Source organism: Shewanella sp. LC6 (assembly GCF_006385735.2).
GTDB lineage: Bacteria > Pseudomonadota > Gammaproteobacteria > Enterobacterales > Shewanellaceae > Shewanella > Shewanella xiamenensis.
This window is the reverse complement of record NZ_CP043902.1, coordinates 4,100,529-4,117,018: the sequence shown is the minus strand read 5'-3', so window position 1 is coordinate 4,117,018 and position 16,490 is coordinate 4,100,529. Positions and strand designations below refer to the sequence as shown.

The following is a 16,490-nucleotide window of genomic DNA, read 5'->3' as shown; positions in this document are numbered from 1 at the left end:
ATTTTTCAATCGTAAATGTTAGTATTACGCAGATTTTTAGGGGATTAAACGGAACAGGAACGGATAAACATGAAGAAAGTACTGACCGCTGCACTATTGATGACGGCGCCATTTATGGCGAATGCGGGAGCCGATTTTGTTAAAGGCGATAAAACATTCGCGGGCGAAGCCGAGCTAGGTGCAACCTTAACCACAGGCAACACAGATACCTCATCTTACAAAGGTCGCTTAAACTTCAAACACGAATTAGGTGATTGGGAAAACCAATATCTTTTAGAAGGTTTATATAAAGAGGATACTGGCGAGGTTACGGCTAAGCGCTATTTAGCGGGGGCACAAGGCAACTATAAGATGACTGACCGCAGCTATCTATTTGCTAACGCTAACTACGAAGTTGACCCTTTTACCGGTTATGACTACACAGTATCTGGCGCGACGGGTTATGGTCATAGGCTCTATGACACCAGCAAGACTTTCTTAGATGTTGAAATCGGTCCCGGTTATATCTATCAACGCCTCGATTCAGAGCAAGCTCTGTTAGAGGGCACAGATTCCAATGACAGTGTGGTTGCCCACGGTGTGATTAACTTCGAAACTGAAATCACAGAAACCTCAAAATTCCAACAGCGTTTTGTCGCCGACTATGGTGATAAATTAGATGCGCGTTCGGAAACCTCACTCACTGCGAATATTATTGGCGCCTTGGCAATGAAGTTTGCCATTATCGTGCGTTATAACAGCGAGCCGCTGGACAATAAAAAGAGCACCGATACCGAAACCAATATGACCTTGCTCTATTCGTTCTAATCAATGTGATTGATATCAACATAAAAGCACCGAGAGGTGCTTTTTTATTGGCTGTTTTTAGACTAACTTGAAACAAAGTTAGTTAAATCTTTATTAGTTTCGCCTGTAGTTATACAAAAATTAATGTTGTAAGTGCCTTTGGTTATCGGGAAATACATAGAAAGTTGCGTTTTATCAAAATTTACAGAACCCGAGCTATGGTAATTTGCGAACTGATTTCCCTTGCAGAGATGAATTTAGATGAAATTACAGCGGTGGTTTAGAAACAGTGGAATGGCATTATTTAGCCTATTCTGTGTTGCAATATTGAGCGGATTCTCACCAGCAGTTTGGGCAATGACCGAAGGAACAGAACGGCTCGATTTAACCGCTGCATCAGTGGGGTATATTGCCGTATGCGTCTTCGTGCTTGCCTATATTTTGGTGATGGCCGAAGAGGCGCTGCACCTGCGTAAATCCAAACCCGTATTGGTCGCAGCTGGCATTATTTGGGGCATGATAGGTTTTGTGTATGTGCAAAATGGTATGTCAGAGGTCTCTGAAGCAGCCTTTAAGCATAATTTATTGGAATATGCCGAGTTATTACTCTTCCTATTGGTGGCGATGACCTATATCAATGCCATGGAAGAACGAAATTTATTCGATGCCATTCGCGGTTGGTTAGTGGGACGTGGTTTTAGCTTACGAACCGTTTTCTGGTTGACAGGCTTTATGGCTTTCTTTATTTCGCCCGTGGCTGATAATTTAACTACCGCATTATTAATGTGCGCTGTGGTCATGAAAGTTGGCGCTGGACAGCGAAAATTTATTACCCTCGCTTGTATCAATATCGTGGTGGCGGCCAATGCGGGCGGCGCATTTAGTCCCTTTGGTGATATCACGACCCTGATGGTATGGCAAAAAGGGTTAGTGCACTTTGCCGATTTTTTCCATCTATTTATTCCTGCATTAGTCAACTTTGTCGTGCCAGCGGCAATTATGAGTATATTTATTCCGCATTATATCCCTGAGCCTGAAAAAGAGCAGGTTTACACTAAACCTGGCGCTAAACGTATTGTGGCGCTCTTTCTGCTGACGATTGCTACTGCAGTATGTGCTCACTCTTTCCTTGGTATGCCACCGGTGCTGGGGATGATGACAGGTCTTGGCTTCTTGCAATTCTTTGGTTATTACCTGCGTAAAACCTTTGATCGCTCCGTTGCTCGTGAACGGGCAAAGGCGGAGTTACGTCAGGATAAACAGCGTCTTCAACAGTTAGGTAGTGTCGTACCGTTCGATGTGTTTAATCGGATCTCCCGTGCTGAGTGGGATACATTGCTGTTTTTCTACGGGGTAGTGTTATGCGTAGGTGGTCTTGGTTTTATGGGGTATTTAAGTCTCGTTTCTGAGGCCTTGTATTCCCATTGGGATGCGACCTTTGCCAACGTAGCCATCGGTTTGTTGTCTTCAGTCGTGGATAATATTCCGGTGATGTTTGCGGTGTTGACTATGAATCCAGATATGGCCTTAGGTCAGTGGTTACTGGTGACGTTAACCGCAGGGGTGGGTGGCAGTTTATTGTCCATCGGCAGTGCGGCAGGGGTAGCATTAATGGGTCAGGCGAGGGGGATTTATACCTTCGGATCACATTTACGTTGGACTCCTGTCATTGCGTTGGGATATGTGGCGAGTATTTTAGTACATATGTGGCTCAATGCTGCAATGTTCTAAAAACAAATGAAACATAATGTATCCTTGTTTGTTTTTAGCATTAAATTTTTTATTGATGTAATTCACAGATTATTCATCTGATGCGGGGAGATGTCCTCGGATTACTGCGTTATTAAAGTTCAAATTGTATACTCGGCTTCAAGTTAGGTAATGCTAGGAGCCGAGATGCAAATTGGTGATTGTTGGTTTGATGCCCAAGAACATTTGTTAGTCGATGCCTCTGGCTGTCGCTGGATACTGAGTAGCGATGAATATCAAGTACTGAGCGTATTGGCTAAGCATCGAGGTAAGGTGGTTTCCCGCTTTGAATTAACGCAGTTATTGTCATCCTATGTTAAGGGTGCCCGTCGGTGTGATGATACTCTCGATGATGTTATCAAGCGGTTGCGTTCTATATTAGGAAAAAAGCCATATTCTTTACTCGATACGGTACGGGGTGAGGGGTTTATTTTATATCCTTCATCAGTGTCGATTAATCATAAGCTACTTGACTCCCCAACATATCAAATCAATCCGTTACAGTTCGCATTGATCATACTTGTTACCCTGATAGCTCTATGTGGGATTGGGGCGCATATTAGCCATCCAACGCAAATTGCACCGAATTATAGCCAGCAGATCCAGAAGCCAAATGGTTTGGCGTCAGAGGTTAAGTTCTACACTGGGCAATACTACTGTGCGGAGATGAAGTCCCTCGTTGAACAAATGATGGGGCAAATTGAAGCGTGTGCCGTGTTTCCTTGGCAATCTGTGGCGGCGAATATTTCTATTGATCGCAAGTTAATCAGCTTTATTTTACGGGATAACCGTGAGAATGGGCTTAAGTTTCAGACGATAAAATTAATGTCTGACAATTTTATGAGTGATACATCGCAACCTGATTGGTTAACACTTGCGGGGATATGTAGCTAAGATGGTATCCAGCATTTTCTCGTTAAGCCGTTTAAAACCATGGCAACTCCTGTTAATCATTATGCTCGGATTGGGGGGGCTGCTATATGGATATGGGCAGAGTGTTAGCCATAAAAGTTTACACTTAGATTGTCATGCTCAGTTATTCCAGCCACCATTTTCCGATGCATCTTCGTCATTATTGCGCCATTCTTTATCGCTTTCGGTCCAAGTGCAGGGGCAAAAGGCAACTTTAGATTATAGTTATGGCATTGATAATAAGGATCTTGCGTCCATCAACTATTCTGGTGAGGTTAAACATTTTGACATTGGCACTATGACCTATCAATTTGATTTAGCTCAAGCGAATATCAAAATGGATCTGCTGCAAACAGAGCTCCCTGAGCCGATTCGAGAGGATGTGCAACGCTCAAGGGCTGCATTAATCGCGCTGGGAACCATGAGCTTTAATATGCAGATTGTGGATATTAATCGTATTGATGACTATACCCTGATTAAATTTATGCCCAGTGGTAATTTATGGGCGTGTAGTAGTCGCTAATAACAAAATAGGCATCCAAACCTAGAAGTGGATGCCTATTTGATTAGGAGTCGATGAAAAGGATTACAACGGAACGACTGGAACTAAGGTCAGTTCATTATTGGCTTTGGTACCATAAATTTGAATCGCGACTTTAATTTGCGCCACGGCGCCACTTGGGTCCTGTTGCTGCCAATCAAGTCCTGCTATTTCAAACTGATATTGACCATTTTTTACCTCGGTTAATTTACCGCTGCATTCACCTTTGCTTTGGCAACGATAGCTTTGAGTGACATGCCAACGTTTCCATGCTTTAGCATTTGACGACGATTTATTCTTGTCAGGAAAGCCAAAATAGTAAATATCGTAGTTTTTAGCCGCAGTGATTGCCGCTTGTGACGCATCAGCCAATGTAAATAACAACGTGCCGGTATTGGGATCAAATTGCTTTACTGCCAGATTAATTTGCGTCGCCTCGTCAATACTCACGGTTTTTTCGACGGGCGGAGGAGGTGGTGGAGGTGTAATTTCCTCTGACTTGTTATCGTCACTACCACAGCCAGCAAGGGCAAACGAAGCTAGGGTTAACGCAAGTAATGGGTATTTCATCACTGCCTCCTTAATTAAAATGTCCAGTGTGGCAAGTGGTACATTCCATATCCGTTTTAACGCTTGCTGCCGAGCCTAATGTTCCAGTGCTGCCATGACAAACTTGGCAATCCTGAGCCTCAAGTGAAGGTTTGCTACCTGGTAAGGCACCGATATTCTCTCCTTGATGGGCACGGTTTAGCAGTTCGACCAGGTAATACGCCATGGAAGCTGATAGGCGATAACAGCGTTCACCTTTTTTAGCAAAGGGTAGGCCTGATGCCCTAGACCAGTTACTAATAGAAGAGTGGCACAATACGCTCATGGCTTTTGATGAACTACCAACCAGAGCCGTTTTTTCTGCGGTTGAGCCTATGCCTGCAATAAATTCAGGGGAAGATAAAGGTAGCGTTGTATTTTCATAATAACGGAATGTGTTAGCAATCACGGCGCTGTTCTGACCATTAATATCATCTAAGATATTGACTAACATACCGATAGCGTTGAGGTTACCACATAAGGTGCCTTGGCCTGTGACCCCTGCAAAACCATAACCGGCAAGCGCGGTTGGGATAGTTTTAAACTTATCAGCATCGGCACTATTAGATTGCGCTAGCATAGTGACGACAGAGTGAAATACTTGGTGCATACAGCCACCACCTGTCTCGTAGGTGAGTTTAGCGGTTGCCATGGGGTCTAGTGGTGCGTATTTGAGTTTTTCGCCGAGTGCTAATTGATATTGACCGTCGGCATTGGTCGCCGCAAAGGCTGACGTACCCATTAATGTTGCGCCCGCTGCCGCTGTGCTGATACCGATAATACGAGTTAATGCTTGGCGTCGATTAATGCTCATCATAAATTCCTCTTTAGTAATTGCTTTTATTTATCAATCAGAAAACTGGGTTGATGAAAGCCATTCTAGGGAGCTAAAAGATAAATAATGTGATTTGCCAGAGAGGATATTTCCCTTATTAGTGAAGAAGATGTCGTTGAATTTTTAATTGCTTTATAAGGTTGAATTTTGGGTAATAATTCGCTTTTTTAGATTGAAATTTGTGCTGACACACATTATTTGTGATATTTATGTAAATTTGTAAGCATTTATCAGCCAACGCTATTGTTTGCAAATACCATTTACATCTGTGAACTAAATCAGATTTTTATTTTATACACCCAACCTGCGGCTTATCTCACGAAATGTAATTATTTGCCGCCTTGGGTTAACAGGATCACAGTAATCATTAGAAGCCTTGCATAGACTTAATTCCATGATTTTATAGGCTTGGGATTTTCTTTATGCAAGTGGGGAGCTGTTGGTTTGACAAAGAGCGTGGTTTGCTCGTCGAACAAGCTCGGAATGAATCTTGGCACCTTCCCCGTGCTGAGTTACAGGTGTTGACCTTATTGGTTGAACATCAAGGTAAACTGGTCTCAAAGCATGAGCTTAAGACTGGTGATGGTGAGCACCCACCGCTAACAGATACTTCACTCGCTCGCGCAGTATTTATGATCCGCTCTTTTCTTGGTCCGCAGTATGAAGGGCTGATTGAAACCGTCAAAGGTCAAGGTTATTTGCTACACAATACCCAAGGGCAGCGGTTAAAAAGCTTTCATTATCCTCGATTACAGTCACTACCTTGGTGGAGTGCGCTACTGGTTTTTGGTTTTATGCTGGCGATTTCGGGTTTTTATCTTAGCCGAATTGATCATAGTGTGCCGACTGAATCCTTGTTATCGACGGAACTTCCTTTGGCATCAGGACAACATATTCGCTTGCACCTTTACGCTAATTCTAAAACGAACAATACCATATTGTTTGAGTTAGGCGATCGATTGGGCCAGGGACTAAGCCGCTGCGGACAGAGTGATTGGTCCGAGGTTTATTCTTCTCTTTCACATGATAAACAAGTACTTAACATTACTTTGCGCGGCCATAAGCTCGGGCAGTCCGTTATTCGAAACTTAAAGATAAGTGATTTTAGACGCCCTAAAGAGTTTATTGATGCACAGTGGCTACAGGAGATTGGGATCTGTGGCTAAGTGGCTAAAGTGGACGATAAATCTCACGATTCTCACTGCGCTGATTGTGGCTTGCGGGGTGATTTATCTGCAATCAGTCTCAAATAAGGCGGTGATCCTCAATTGCAGCTCCGAACTTTTTGACCGTCATGCTCAACGGGTTGAAGATGGTAAATACTATCTTTTAGTCGATGTACTGATCTCCGCAGGCAATGCACAGATTAATTATCGATATTTTAACCTCGATGGCTCCAGTGCAGGCACCATTCTGATGCAGGGCGAAGTGCAAAATATGGAGCTCAATCGTATGGCCTACAACGTGTCGGTTAAGACCAAGACAGAATCTGAGGAGGTCGATAAAAAACATTGGCCAGAGCATATGAAGTATCTGTCTTATATTAGTAGCTTACATTTTAGTGAGTCAGGCAGACATAACCTTAGCATTGAGGTGCTTGATAGTGACCCAGACCAAGACTACGCCGTGGTATTGTTTCAGCCCAGTAATACGGTTTGTGGTTGTCGAATCGTCAATAGCCGAATTTAATCAGTGAATTTAGCGCGCTTTCGGTTTAGATTGTATTTTCGATGGTGTTAATGCTGACTCTTTGGCTCCAATCATTAAGGTTTTTGTGTTTAAGATACGTGTCAAACAAGAAGAATCCCTGTCGATTAAGTTCAGCCACCAGATGGAAAAGGGCGATAATCGTCAGCTTGACCTCTATTTCTTTTTACCTAAGGAAATGGGCATAGGTGCGCACACCTTAAACGAAGAAGAATATTATCATAGCGCCATTGTTGGCCGCCGTTCTTACTATTCCGAAGGTTTGCATTTACCGCTCGTACAAGGCCGTTTTGCCAGTATGAATCGCCGCACTGTGGAAGAGTTTAGGCTGTACTTAAACTTGTTTGCCTACCAATTTGCGGTAGCGGTTGAAAACGATGTCAAAGAACTCAATCGGATTGCTGATGTTGAGCATTTTTATCTCGCACTCGATGAGTTGTGTGAACAGATAACCCAATTGCTGAAAAAGTTTCGCCGTAATGAACCAGGCGATGCTAAATGGAAATCCTATTTTGAAAATGCGGATAACTATCTGTCTTGGTTTTGTGAGCAGCAACTGCTAAAAGTATTAGCCCACGCTACCCGTACCAGTGACTTTTCCGACATTCAAGAGCGAGTGCTAACTCTTTGTCGAAATGAATCAGCCTATCGTGATGCCAATAACTATAACTCGGCACAGACAAAACAAGATCCTAATCGAATTTCGAATAAGATGCTGTTATTACGGCGTTTGATTCAGCAAGGGGTCGTACTTAAAGAAGAGTTAAAACCGCTGGGGATCGGCCTTAAAAAGTTCACAACGGGGCTTGCCACGGCATTAGTGATGTTGGTGGTGTCGGCGCTGATTATTGAGGCACAGGGCGTTTTTAGCGGTTTTACTATTGCCCTCGTATTGACCTTAGCGGTGATATACGGATTTAGGGAAATCTTTAAGGACGATGTGCGTAATGCTCTTTGGCGCTTTATCCAGCGTGGTCGGCCGCGGTGGAGCCGTATCTTAAGGGATACCACTAGCCAGGCTGTTATTGCTAAACAATTGGTGTGGTTGGAGTTTATGCGGCCACAGGATTTACCCGAAAAGGTAAACGAAATCCTAAAACACCGACATAGCCAGAACAAAGTCGATGCCGAGATCCTCCATTACAAAATTGCGACTCGGGTAAACCAAGGCGAGTTTCAGGCCGGCTATTCAACAATTCAAGAGCAAGTCAACTTTAGTTTTGTGCCATTTGCCCGCTACTTAGAGCGGGGCAAAGCGAAGATTTACAAGGAGCTTGAGGGCAAAATCAGCCATGAGTCGGTCGAGCGTCGTTACCAGGTTAATCTGATTTTAGTGCTACGTGATGGCCGTGAAGAACCGGAATATGCTCGCTATAAAATCACGATGAACCGCTCTGCGATTATCGAAATAACCCAAAGCCAACTGCCAGACTCTTTTAATCCGCCCGTTAAGACGGCTGGCGAGTAAAAGCCTGGCCGATATTCTGGTCGTTATTCTGTTTTGCCCGTTTGAGTGCTACCTCGGCATTGCTGAGGTATTGCTCCAGACTTTGTCCTTCTTGATAGCTAGCTATGCCGATGCTGATCCCTTCACCTAAACCGTTGCTGTTAAGCTTTTCTATGGTATTAAGGGCAAAGTGATGTGCCGCTGTTGCATCGGTATCTGGAAGTAATAACAACAGCTTACCCAGTTGCCAATGGAGTATTTGATAGTGGGTTGGTATCTCAAGTAATAGCTGAATTTCCACTTCTTGCTGGCGATTTTCGAGTTGATCGATATCGCTCATGTGGCTCAGTAATCCCTCCGGATTAATGTCCATCACGAGTAGACTCGAGTGGTTGCGGCTTTGGGGCGAAAGTGAAGCAAAATAGCGTTCTAAATCTGACAGGTGCTGCAAAATCGTGCTGCGATGTGGCACAAAACTGCGGGGTTCTGCGCCACGTTGGCCATCGATAGCTTGTTCTAAGGTACAGATGATGTAATCAATCTCACCGTCAGTCGCGACATGTCCCTTGAGGGTGGCCTGTAAACAATTTGAGTGACGTAGATTGGGTGAGCAAAGGATCTGGCCTTGCCATTGGCCTTGCATGCTGATTTGGGCAGTGATCCGTTGCCATTGATTACCTAAATCGTTAGACAGCAATGACGCTAAATCATGATTCAGATCGCCGTTGAGTTGCATGAGCTGATCAAATACGGGGTTAATTTTTATCAACTTACCATTGGCATCCGTCAGTGCGGTCGCCACCGTAGTATCACACAGCAGCTCACTTAAGAATGCTTGGTTCTGACTGTTTATAATGGCGCTGATATCTTCAAGCGTGATCAACATATGGGGTAAACCTCGCCCTAATCGTGGGGCTTGTCGTACGTTGACTCTTAGTGTTGAACCCGTTTCATTGTCGAGCGACAAGTGACCAGACCATTCACCCAATCGGTGCACTTGTTCAAGGATTTGCGTGTGCGTTAGATCATCGAGATTTAAGGCTCGTTGCAGACTTCGATCGGTTAGTTCATCTTGGGGAACTCGAGTCGCTTCTGCCGCTTTAGGGTTGGCACTGATAATGCGCGCCTGTTCATTGGCTAATATAAAGCCTATTTCACTGTTAAACAGTGAGTTTGCAACGTCAATGCTGTATTGGCGCGAGCGATACTGTAACCGATACATGTGGCTAAGTAGAATGACCCAAGCGGCCAGTAACGTCAGAACTAAAGAAGCGACGATAACGATGTTCTGCCACTGCGAAAACTTTGAGGCAATATCGTCGTTACGGATATAAGAGAGTAAAAAATATTCCCGTCGCAGCTCGGGTTGGTTAGTGAGTTCAACTTTAAGGTAAACAAACGTCGCGTCTTCACCGTGAAACTGGCCAAAGTTGCTCATCGACATTTCGCGCCATAGTGCCGGATAACTTTGGCGTAAACTCGCGCCTAAGGTATCTGGAATATGGGTTAACGGTGCAAGATCGCTTACCCCTGCATAGAGTAATCCTTGGGTATCCAGTACTAACATGGGGGATTTATTGCTTGAGAAAGCCGGTTTTATCGCTTCTAACATCTGTACCATTGAATTGTAGGTAACGAGATAACCTAAAGAGCTTTGATCGGGTTTTTCTAACCAGGTCATTTGATACATATAGGGTTCGAGCATGCCATTGAGTGGCACAAACTCTAAAGGTGAGGTGAACACTTCTTTTCCACCTAAATTACGGCTAGAACCAAGAAGGGTCGCTGGAAGTGCATCCTGACTAAAGTTAGCCGGTGTTGCAAATTTATAATTTCCCTGAGGGTCGAAGAGGGCAATCCCTAGTAGTTCGGGAATATGCTCAACGAGTTCTTGCCAACTTGCCTGTAATTTTTGCTCTGCTGCAGGAGTTGGATTTTTAAGATATTGATTGAGTAGTTCATCCTTGGCGAACAACTGAGTGCGAAACTGCTGAAAGGCAACCTTATCTGTGATCAGCGTGCCTATCGTTTGTAATTCGCTATATCTTTGAGTTGCCCATTCTTCCTGTAACCTACGCTCACCTAAGGTAATGATTAAATTAGTTAAAATGATCATACCTATCACAAGCATCGATAACTGACTCGCAACAGCCAACAGGCGTTGGTGAGACCAATGCAGCCCTTGGGTCAATGAAAGTAATGGTGCGAGTGGATGTAGGCTTGATTTGTTCTTCAGCATGGGCCGATTTTGAGTTGATGATCTGTTAATTTGGCTATGTTAACACGAATGAAATGTTACGACAGTGGCAAGTTGCTCGGTGATGGCGTTATCCCGAGCAAGAGATTCAATCTAGTGGAGAGTCAAGGAGCTTGCTAGCCGAGTGTGCCGAGTACTCTGTGTTTAAACTCGCAGCCAGTTGCGAGCACTTGCTCACGGCAAAGGTCGATATCTACTCCATCTAATCCTTCAATCGCTGAGACTTGCACTCGCTCAATATAGTGGGGTGCGAGGGCGATAAAGGCATTTACCGCGGCATAGGAGTCTGCAAGTTTAGGTCGGCAATGTTGGTTATAGGCCGCCTCATTATCGGCATTGAGTGAGATAGATAAGCCATCAACACATTCAGCCAGTTCGGGCAGGATGTTACGTCGATGCACAAGATTACCCAATCCATCGGTATTGACCCTAACTCGACCGCCACGACGTTTAATTTCCTTGGCGACGGCAAGCAGCGTTGGAAGATTCATGGTCGGCTCGCCATAGCCACAAAACACATATTCCTCAAAGTCTTCCACATTGCCTAACAGCGGGATAATTTCCTCCGGTTTGGGCTGGTGGGTTAGTGCCAATTGATATTCATGGATTTGCTTGCTGCCATTGTGTTTCGGACAAAAGATACAACGCAGAGTACAGCGGCCAGTGATGTTGAGATAACGGCTTTTACGAATGTCGTAGACCAGGGTTTCGGTTGCGCAGGTCTCATTGGTACAGACTTCTACGGTAGTATGGCCATTGGCTAAGGTCTCAGTGGCGATGAGCGGTTCAGGTTTGGCTCTAGCAGTGTGTGAGTTTGGCATACAACGACTTTATTTGGGTCTAAGCGATAACTTAAGGTGAGTGTAACCAATGCCCACAGGGATAACTGCCACTTAGATCGCACTACGCGTTTTAGAATGACGCACTGCAAAAGCAAAAGAGAGCCTAAGCTCTCTTTTTATGGGATTCTCATAGATTACAGACGATAACTAATCCCGCTTATAGTCTGACTCATGTATGGCATCCAAGGAGATACTGTGGCTCTCGTTGATATGCAATGGAGTATCCTGTGTTTTTTTCGGACGCCACCACCAATGGTAGAAGCGGCTACCAACGCGCTTTGCATCATCAAGTATGATATACAGTAGCGGCACTAGGATTAAGGTCACCACAGTCGAGAATAGAATACCGAAGGCGAGTGAGGTCGCCATGGGGATCACTATCTGCGCCTGTAAGCTGCGCTCAAGAATAATAGGCACTAGACCGACAAAGGTGGTCAATGAGGTCAAGATAATCGCCCTAAAACGATAACATCCTGAATCGACCGCTGCTTGCCTCACCGATTGACCTTGTTCACGAGCTCGGTTAACAAAGTCAACTAAGATCAGCGAATCGTTCACCACGACCCCTGCAAGTGCAACGATACCACAAAGACTCAACACACTCATGGCAAGCCCTTGGATCAAATGCCCAAACAGGGCGCCGATAATCCCAAAAGGGATCACTGACATAATGATCAGTGGCTGGCTGTAGGATTTAAGCGGCACAGCCATCAAGGCATAAATGGTAAACAGTGCAAAGAAGAAACCTTGTATCAATCCGACCATGGCATTCTGTTCATCCAAACTGCCACCATCGAGAGCCGTTTGAATCTTAGGATATTTTGCCTGAAGTTGCGGCAAGTAATCTTTCTGGATTTCATTAACGACTTTAGAAGGTTCAACCTTGTTTTTATTCGCGTTAGCGTTAATGGTTATTGCTCGCTTACCATCGACACGGGTAATAGACGCATAAGATTCACCCTTTTCGACTTCAGCAACGGTGGAGAAAGGTACCGACTTACCTTGCGGCGTTCGGATCAACATATTCTCCAGATAGCCAACGGTACGGCGCTGTTCTAAGGGATAGCGAACCATGACTTTGATTTCTTCTTTATTACGTAAAATACGTTGTGCTTCATAACCGTAGAAGCCGTAACGGACTTGGCGTGCTAAATCGGATAAGGTTAAACCTAATGCTTCCGCCTCGGGGCGGATTTTTAAACGGATCTCATGGCTGCCCGAGGAAAAGTTATCGGCGATATCATACACTCCCTCGTAGGTCGCTAGCTTTTGCTTAAGATCGCGAGCCGCAGCTGATAATTCTTCTAAATCGCTTGAGGTTAATCTAAAAGAAATATCGCCACCACCGCCGCCACCGTTACCTCTAGCGTTAAAGTCGAGTTTCTTGACTGACAATAACTCGGGCAATTGTTCACGCCACTCGGTAGCAATGGTTTCACCGTCGACATTCCGATCTTCACCCTTAGTCAGTTCGGCAAAAATAAAGGCAGAGGTGCGTGAGCTCATGTTGATAAAGCTGTGTTTCACTACTTCGCTGCCGTTATCTTTCTCCATTTTGGCGTTCATTTTGTACAGGGCTTCTTCAATCTCCTGTACCACTTTAAGGGTGTTTTGTTCTGAGCTTCCCTCATCCATTTCTAATTGAACTTGGATAAAGTCGGAAGGAATATCAGGGAAGAACACCCAGCGCACTTTCCCGCTTGCCACTAAAGCGACAGACAAAATCAGCACACCTATAAAGACTGCTACTACGTTATAGCGATGCTGGATACAGCGCTCGAGGAAGTTGCGGTAACTGTGGTGAATAAAGTGTTGAACACGATTGTTAAATTTTTCTTTAAAGCGCCCAAAGAAACCCGTAGGTTCCCCTGGCTTTTTAAACTTCATATGGGCCAAGTGTGCTGGGAGAATAAATTTAGATTCAACCAGTGAAAATGCCAGGCACATGATGACGATCATGCCGATGGATTTCCAAATAATTCCCATCGGACCTGAGACCATTAGCATAGGGATAAAGGCGGCGATGGTGGTTAATACCCCAAAGGTGGCGGGCATGGCGACCTTTTGCGCACCGCGGATCACATTGTCAATCGAATGTCCGTGGCGTTCGACCTCACTGTAAGCGCTTTCCCCTATAACAATTGCGTCATCGACCACTATCCCCAAGACCAAAATAAAGGCAAACAGTGTCAGCATGTTGATGGTCATGGAGAAAGGTTCAAGCGGCATGATCAGCATTGTACCGAGGAAGCACACGGGGATGCCCATCATCACCCAGAAAGCGAGTTTAAGATCGAGGAACAACGCCAAAATCACAAACACTAACAGTGCGCCATAAAACATGTTCGACATCATCATGTTTAAACGGCCCTTGAGGTAGTGAGTTAAGTCGCCCCAAGTATCCAATTGAGCATTCGCAGGTAGGGTTGCACGACGTTTCTCGACGTAGTCTTTTACCTGCTGAGCAATATTGAAGGCATTTTGATCGTTGACGCTGGTGACTTCGATAATCGCGGCGGGTTTGCCGTTAAAACGGGTGTACTCTAGACGCTCTTCAAAATCGTCCTTAATGGTGGCAACTTGCGGTAACATCACCCGGCTACCGTCGGCACGGGTAGTGACAACGATATTGGCAAAATCATCGCCTGTATAGGCTTGACCTTTAGTGCGCAGCAGAATGTCGCCATCTTCGGCGCGTATCGAGCCGCCTGGTAAGTCGATGGAGGAGTTTTGTACTGCCGTTGCGACTTGTGAGAAAGTTAAGCCGTATTCCCGCAGCTTATCTTCCGAGACTTCGATACCGATTTCATAGTCGCGAACTCCCGTGACTTTAGCACGGGTTACGGCGGGGAGCTGGGTCAAATCATCACGCACCGATTTGGCTAGCTCCTTCATATCGTGCAGTGACATATCTCCGTACACCGACACCCAAATCACGTTGTTTTCGGGCTCGATTTTAAAGATTTGTGGTTTTTCGATGTTAACCGGGAAGGTGGAAATCGCATCCAGTCGTAACTTGGCTTCATCGAGTACGATTTGGACGTCGTAGTCGTCTTCCACTTCTACCGTGATTGAACCAACACCTTCACTGGCAACCGAGGTGACTTTTTTAATGCCGTTGATATCTTGAATGGCTTCTTCAATCTTGATGTTGATGCCTTCTTCGATTTCCTGTGGCGCAGCACCTGGGTAAGCAACGGTAATACTCAATAAATTCAGGTTGAAAGAGGGAAATACCTCTTTATTGATCAGCACTGTGCTAAACATCCCGCCAATCAGCAGTGCCCACATTAACAGGTTCGCTGCCACGCTATTGCGGGCAAACCAAGCTAAGATCCCTTTTTGCGTATCCATTATTTTACTCCAGTGGCCGCAAGACTCGACTCAGGAGCATCTTCCTTAGGCGTCTGCACTGGTTTTGTTTCTTCGCCTATCACTTTGACTAATTGGCCATTGGCCATGTTATTAAAGTGAGTGATAGCAACTCGCTCACCGGTTTTTAAGCTGTCCTTGATAAATACGTTTTCAAGATCGCTACGCACGACATTCACATGGCGCATTTCGACGATATTGTTATTGTTAATCAAGGCGACATGCTCATTGCGTACCACATGGCGAGGCAGTTTGACTATACCATCGACGGTGCGGCCCTTAATCACGGCGTTGACAAAACTGCCGTATTTCAGTGGTAAACTGCCTTGGGTTTTGTGCTCTCGCAGGTAAGGATCTTTTATCTCGGCGACGAGGTAAACCATGCGGTTATCGGCATCAATCACCCCTTCACTGCGGATGATATTGCCTATCCAGGTATTTTCCTTGCCTGCCAATGAGGCGCTTAAGGTGACTTGGGTATCGGGATTATCGACGGATTCCAAATAGGCCAAATCATCGTTAGAGATAGGTAGGCGAATTTCTGCAATGCGGGTGTCATACAGTTCACCAAGATTTGTACCTAGGGTAACGTATTGTCCTAAGTCGACATTTCTTGCCTTGATAATGCCATCAAAGGGCGCACGAATAATGGTACGTTCTAAGTTACGCTGGGCGCGAGCTAAAGCCGCCTGCGCATATTTAACGTTAGCTTGTTCTTTTTTCAATTGAGGGATGCGCAAACCGAGTTCAGGCGGCAATCCTTTGTCGTAACCCTTAAACTCAATTTTGGCAACTTCGCCGCGGGCGATTTCCTCATTGAGTGCTGCGGTTGCTTGAGCCAATGTCGCTTCGGCTTGCATTAAGTCGGCTTCGTAATCTGAAGGTTCGATCTGGGCAAGTTGGTCGCCTTTTTTCACTATGCCACCGGCAACAAATTGAGGTGAAATCGTCAGCATCCGCCCTTGGACTTCAGTCACCAGTAGCGTTTTATATTTGGGCGTGACAACACCGTAGGAGGGTAAGTTAAGCGAAACCGTTTGTTGCTCAACCCGGGTGACATCCACTATCGGGATCGGCATTTCTTCGGGTTTCTGCTCAGGTGTCTCCTTGGTTTTCATCAGCAAACCAGCGCCAACAATAAAGAGCAGTAAGATAAAAAAAGGAGATAATCTCCTTAGTAAGGTTTTGATCATATGATTGTTACATCCGTGCTAAATCGCTTAATGCGCCTAAAGTATCAGAGTCAGGCTGCGCAATAAATTTATTTTTGTAAATAAAATGTGTCTAAAGATGATGCTATCGAGTTTGTGTCCTGTTACCGCGTCGGTTTAGTTTGCTGAGGATACAATTGCGTAGGAGTAGAGTGTTTTTTGTCATATAGGGTTCCACCCCGTACAAAAATATTTGCTAGGTCAATGAGCATAAAAAAAGCCGCAATTTTGCGGCTTTTAGGC

The 16,490-nt window shown here is 45.0% G+C and carries 13 protein-coding genes; 7 read left to right on the top strand and 6 right to left on the bottom strand.

Annotation, left to right across the window (positions count from 1 at the left end):
* Window positions 1–69 precede the first annotated feature (69 nt).
* The 4 genes from FJD32_RS18465 to FJD32_RS18450 all read left to right on the top strand — a co-directional run bounded on the left by FJD32_RS18465 (window position 70) and on the right by FJD32_RS18450 (window position 3,970).
* Window positions 70–807, top strand: a complete 738-nt coding sequence (locus tag FJD32_RS18465) for a DUF481 domain-containing protein (RefSeq protein ID WP_037414718.1) — start codon at window positions 70–72, stop codon at window positions 805–807.
* A gap of 240 nt (window positions 808–1,047) precedes the next feature.
* Entirely contained in the window at window positions 1,048–2,517 is a 1,470-nt protein-coding gene (gene nhaD / locus FJD32_RS18460) for a sodium:proton antiporter NhaD (protein WP_047539845.1), read from the top strand.
* A 165-nt stretch (window positions 2,518–2,682) separates the two neighbouring features.
* Complete coding sequence (locus FJD32_RS18455) at window positions 2,683–3,429, top strand: winged helix-turn-helix domain-containing protein (protein ID WP_037430314.1); 747 nt, start codon at window positions 2,683–2,685, stop codon at window positions 3,427–3,429.
* A gap of 1 nt (window position 3,430) precedes the next feature.
* Entirely contained in the window at window positions 3,431–3,970 is a 540-nt protein-coding gene (locus tag FJD32_RS18450; protein ID WP_037430316.1) for a hypothetical protein, read from the top strand.
* 63 nt (window positions 3,971–4,033) lie between these two features.
* On the opposite strand, the gene FJD32_RS18445 is transcribed toward FJD32_RS18450, so the two are convergent.
* Both FJD32_RS18445 and FJD32_RS18440 read right to left on the bottom strand, forming a co-directional pair.
* Window positions 4,034–4,558, bottom strand: coding sequence for a hypothetical protein (locus FJD32_RS18445; RefSeq protein WP_088586078.1), 525 nt, complete (start codon window positions 4,556–4,558; stop codon window positions 4,034–4,036).
* A 10-nt stretch (window positions 4,559–4,568) separates the two neighbouring features.
* Window positions 4,569–5,390, bottom strand: coding sequence for a cytochrome C (locus FJD32_RS18440; RefSeq protein WP_181159861.1), 822 nt, complete (start codon window positions 5,388–5,390; stop codon window positions 4,569–4,571).
* A gap of 443 nt (window positions 5,391–5,833) precedes the next feature.
* Here FJD32_RS18440 and FJD32_RS18435 point away from each other — a divergent pair, with 443 nt between their 5' ends.
* From FJD32_RS18435 to FJD32_RS18425, 3 genes are all read left to right on the top strand, one after another.
* Window positions 5,834–6,577, top strand: a complete 744-nt coding sequence (locus FJD32_RS18435; protein ID WP_088586076.1) for a helix-turn-helix domain-containing protein — start codon at window positions 5,834–5,836, stop codon at window positions 6,575–6,577.
* On the top strand, window positions 6,570–7,100 hold the full coding sequence (locus FJD32_RS18430) for a hypothetical protein (RefSeq protein WP_037414709.1): 531 nt from the start codon (window positions 6,570–6,572) through the stop codon (window positions 7,098–7,100). The genes FJD32_RS18435 and FJD32_RS18430 overlap by 8 nt, the downstream gene beginning before the upstream one ends.
* A gap of 85 nt (window positions 7,101–7,185) precedes the next feature.
* Window positions 7,186–8,586: a hypothetical protein gene (locus tag FJD32_RS18425; RefSeq protein ID WP_037414753.1), complete on the top strand. Its 1,401-nt coding sequence runs from the start codon at window positions 7,186–7,188 to the stop codon at window positions 8,584–8,586.
* On the opposite strand, the gene FJD32_RS18420 is transcribed toward FJD32_RS18425, so the two are convergent.
* From FJD32_RS18420 to FJD32_RS18405, 4 genes are all read right to left on the bottom strand, one after another.
* On the bottom strand, window positions 8,567–10,804 hold the full coding sequence (locus tag FJD32_RS18420) for a PAS domain-containing protein (protein WP_088586075.1): 2,238 nt from the start codon (window positions 10,802–10,804) through the stop codon (window positions 8,567–8,569). The genes FJD32_RS18425 and FJD32_RS18420 overlap by 20 nt on opposite strands.
* Window positions 10,805–10,938: 134 nt before the next feature.
* Entirely contained in the window at window positions 10,939–11,643 is a 705-nt protein-coding gene (locus tag FJD32_RS18415) for a TatD family nuclease-associated radical SAM protein (RefSeq protein ID WP_088586074.1), read from the bottom strand.
* 168 nt (window positions 11,644–11,811) lie between these two features.
* Window positions 11,812–15,018, bottom strand: coding sequence for an efflux RND transporter permease subunit (locus FJD32_RS18410; protein WP_088586073.1), 3,207 nt, complete (start codon window positions 15,016–15,018; stop codon window positions 11,812–11,814).
* Entirely contained in the window at window positions 15,018–16,229 is a 1,212-nt protein-coding gene (locus FJD32_RS18405; RefSeq protein WP_088586072.1) for an efflux RND transporter periplasmic adaptor subunit, read from the bottom strand. Before FJD32_RS18405 ends, FJD32_RS18410 begins: the two co-directional genes overlap by 1 nt.
* Window positions 16,230–16,490 lie beyond the last annotated feature (261 nt).

Coding starts and splice junctions, on each gene's coding strand:
- FJD32_RS18465 (WP_037414718.1), top strand. CDS start 70: ATGAAGAAAGTACTGACCGCTGCACTATTGATGACGGCGCCATTTATG.
- nhaD (WP_047539845.1), top strand. CDS start 1,048: ATGAAATTACAGCGGTGGTTTAGAAACAGTGGAATGGCATTATTTAGC.
- FJD32_RS18455 (WP_037430314.1), top strand. CDS start 2,683: ATGCAAATTGGTGATTGTTGGTTTGATGCCCAAGAACATTTGTTAGTC.
- FJD32_RS18450 (WP_037430316.1), top strand. CDS start 3,431: ATGGTATCCAGCATTTTCTCGTTAAGCCGTTTAAAACCATGGCAACTC.
- FJD32_RS18445 (WP_088586078.1), bottom strand. CDS start 4,558: ATGAAATACCCATTACTTGCGTTAACCCTAGCTTCGTTTGCCCTTGCT.
- FJD32_RS18440 (WP_181159861.1), bottom strand. CDS start 5,390: ATGAGCATTAATCGACGCCAAGCATTAACTCGTATTATCGGTATCAGC.
- FJD32_RS18435 (WP_088586076.1), top strand. CDS start 5,834: ATGCAAGTGGGGAGCTGTTGGTTTGACAAAGAGCGTGGTTTGCTCGTC.
- FJD32_RS18420 (WP_088586075.1), bottom strand. CDS start 10,804: ATGCTGAAGAACAAATCAAGCCTACATCCACTCGCACCATTACTTTCA.
- FJD32_RS18415 (WP_088586074.1), bottom strand. CDS start 11,643: ATGCCAAACTCACACACTGCTAGAGCCAAACCTGAACCGCTCATCGCC.
- FJD32_RS18410 (WP_088586073.1), bottom strand. CDS start 15,018: ATGGATACGCAAAAAGGGATCTTAGCTTGGTTTGCCCGCAATAGCGTG.
- FJD32_RS18405 (WP_088586072.1), bottom strand. CDS start 16,229: ATGATCAAAACCTTACTAAGGAGATTATCTCCTTTTTTTATCTTACTG.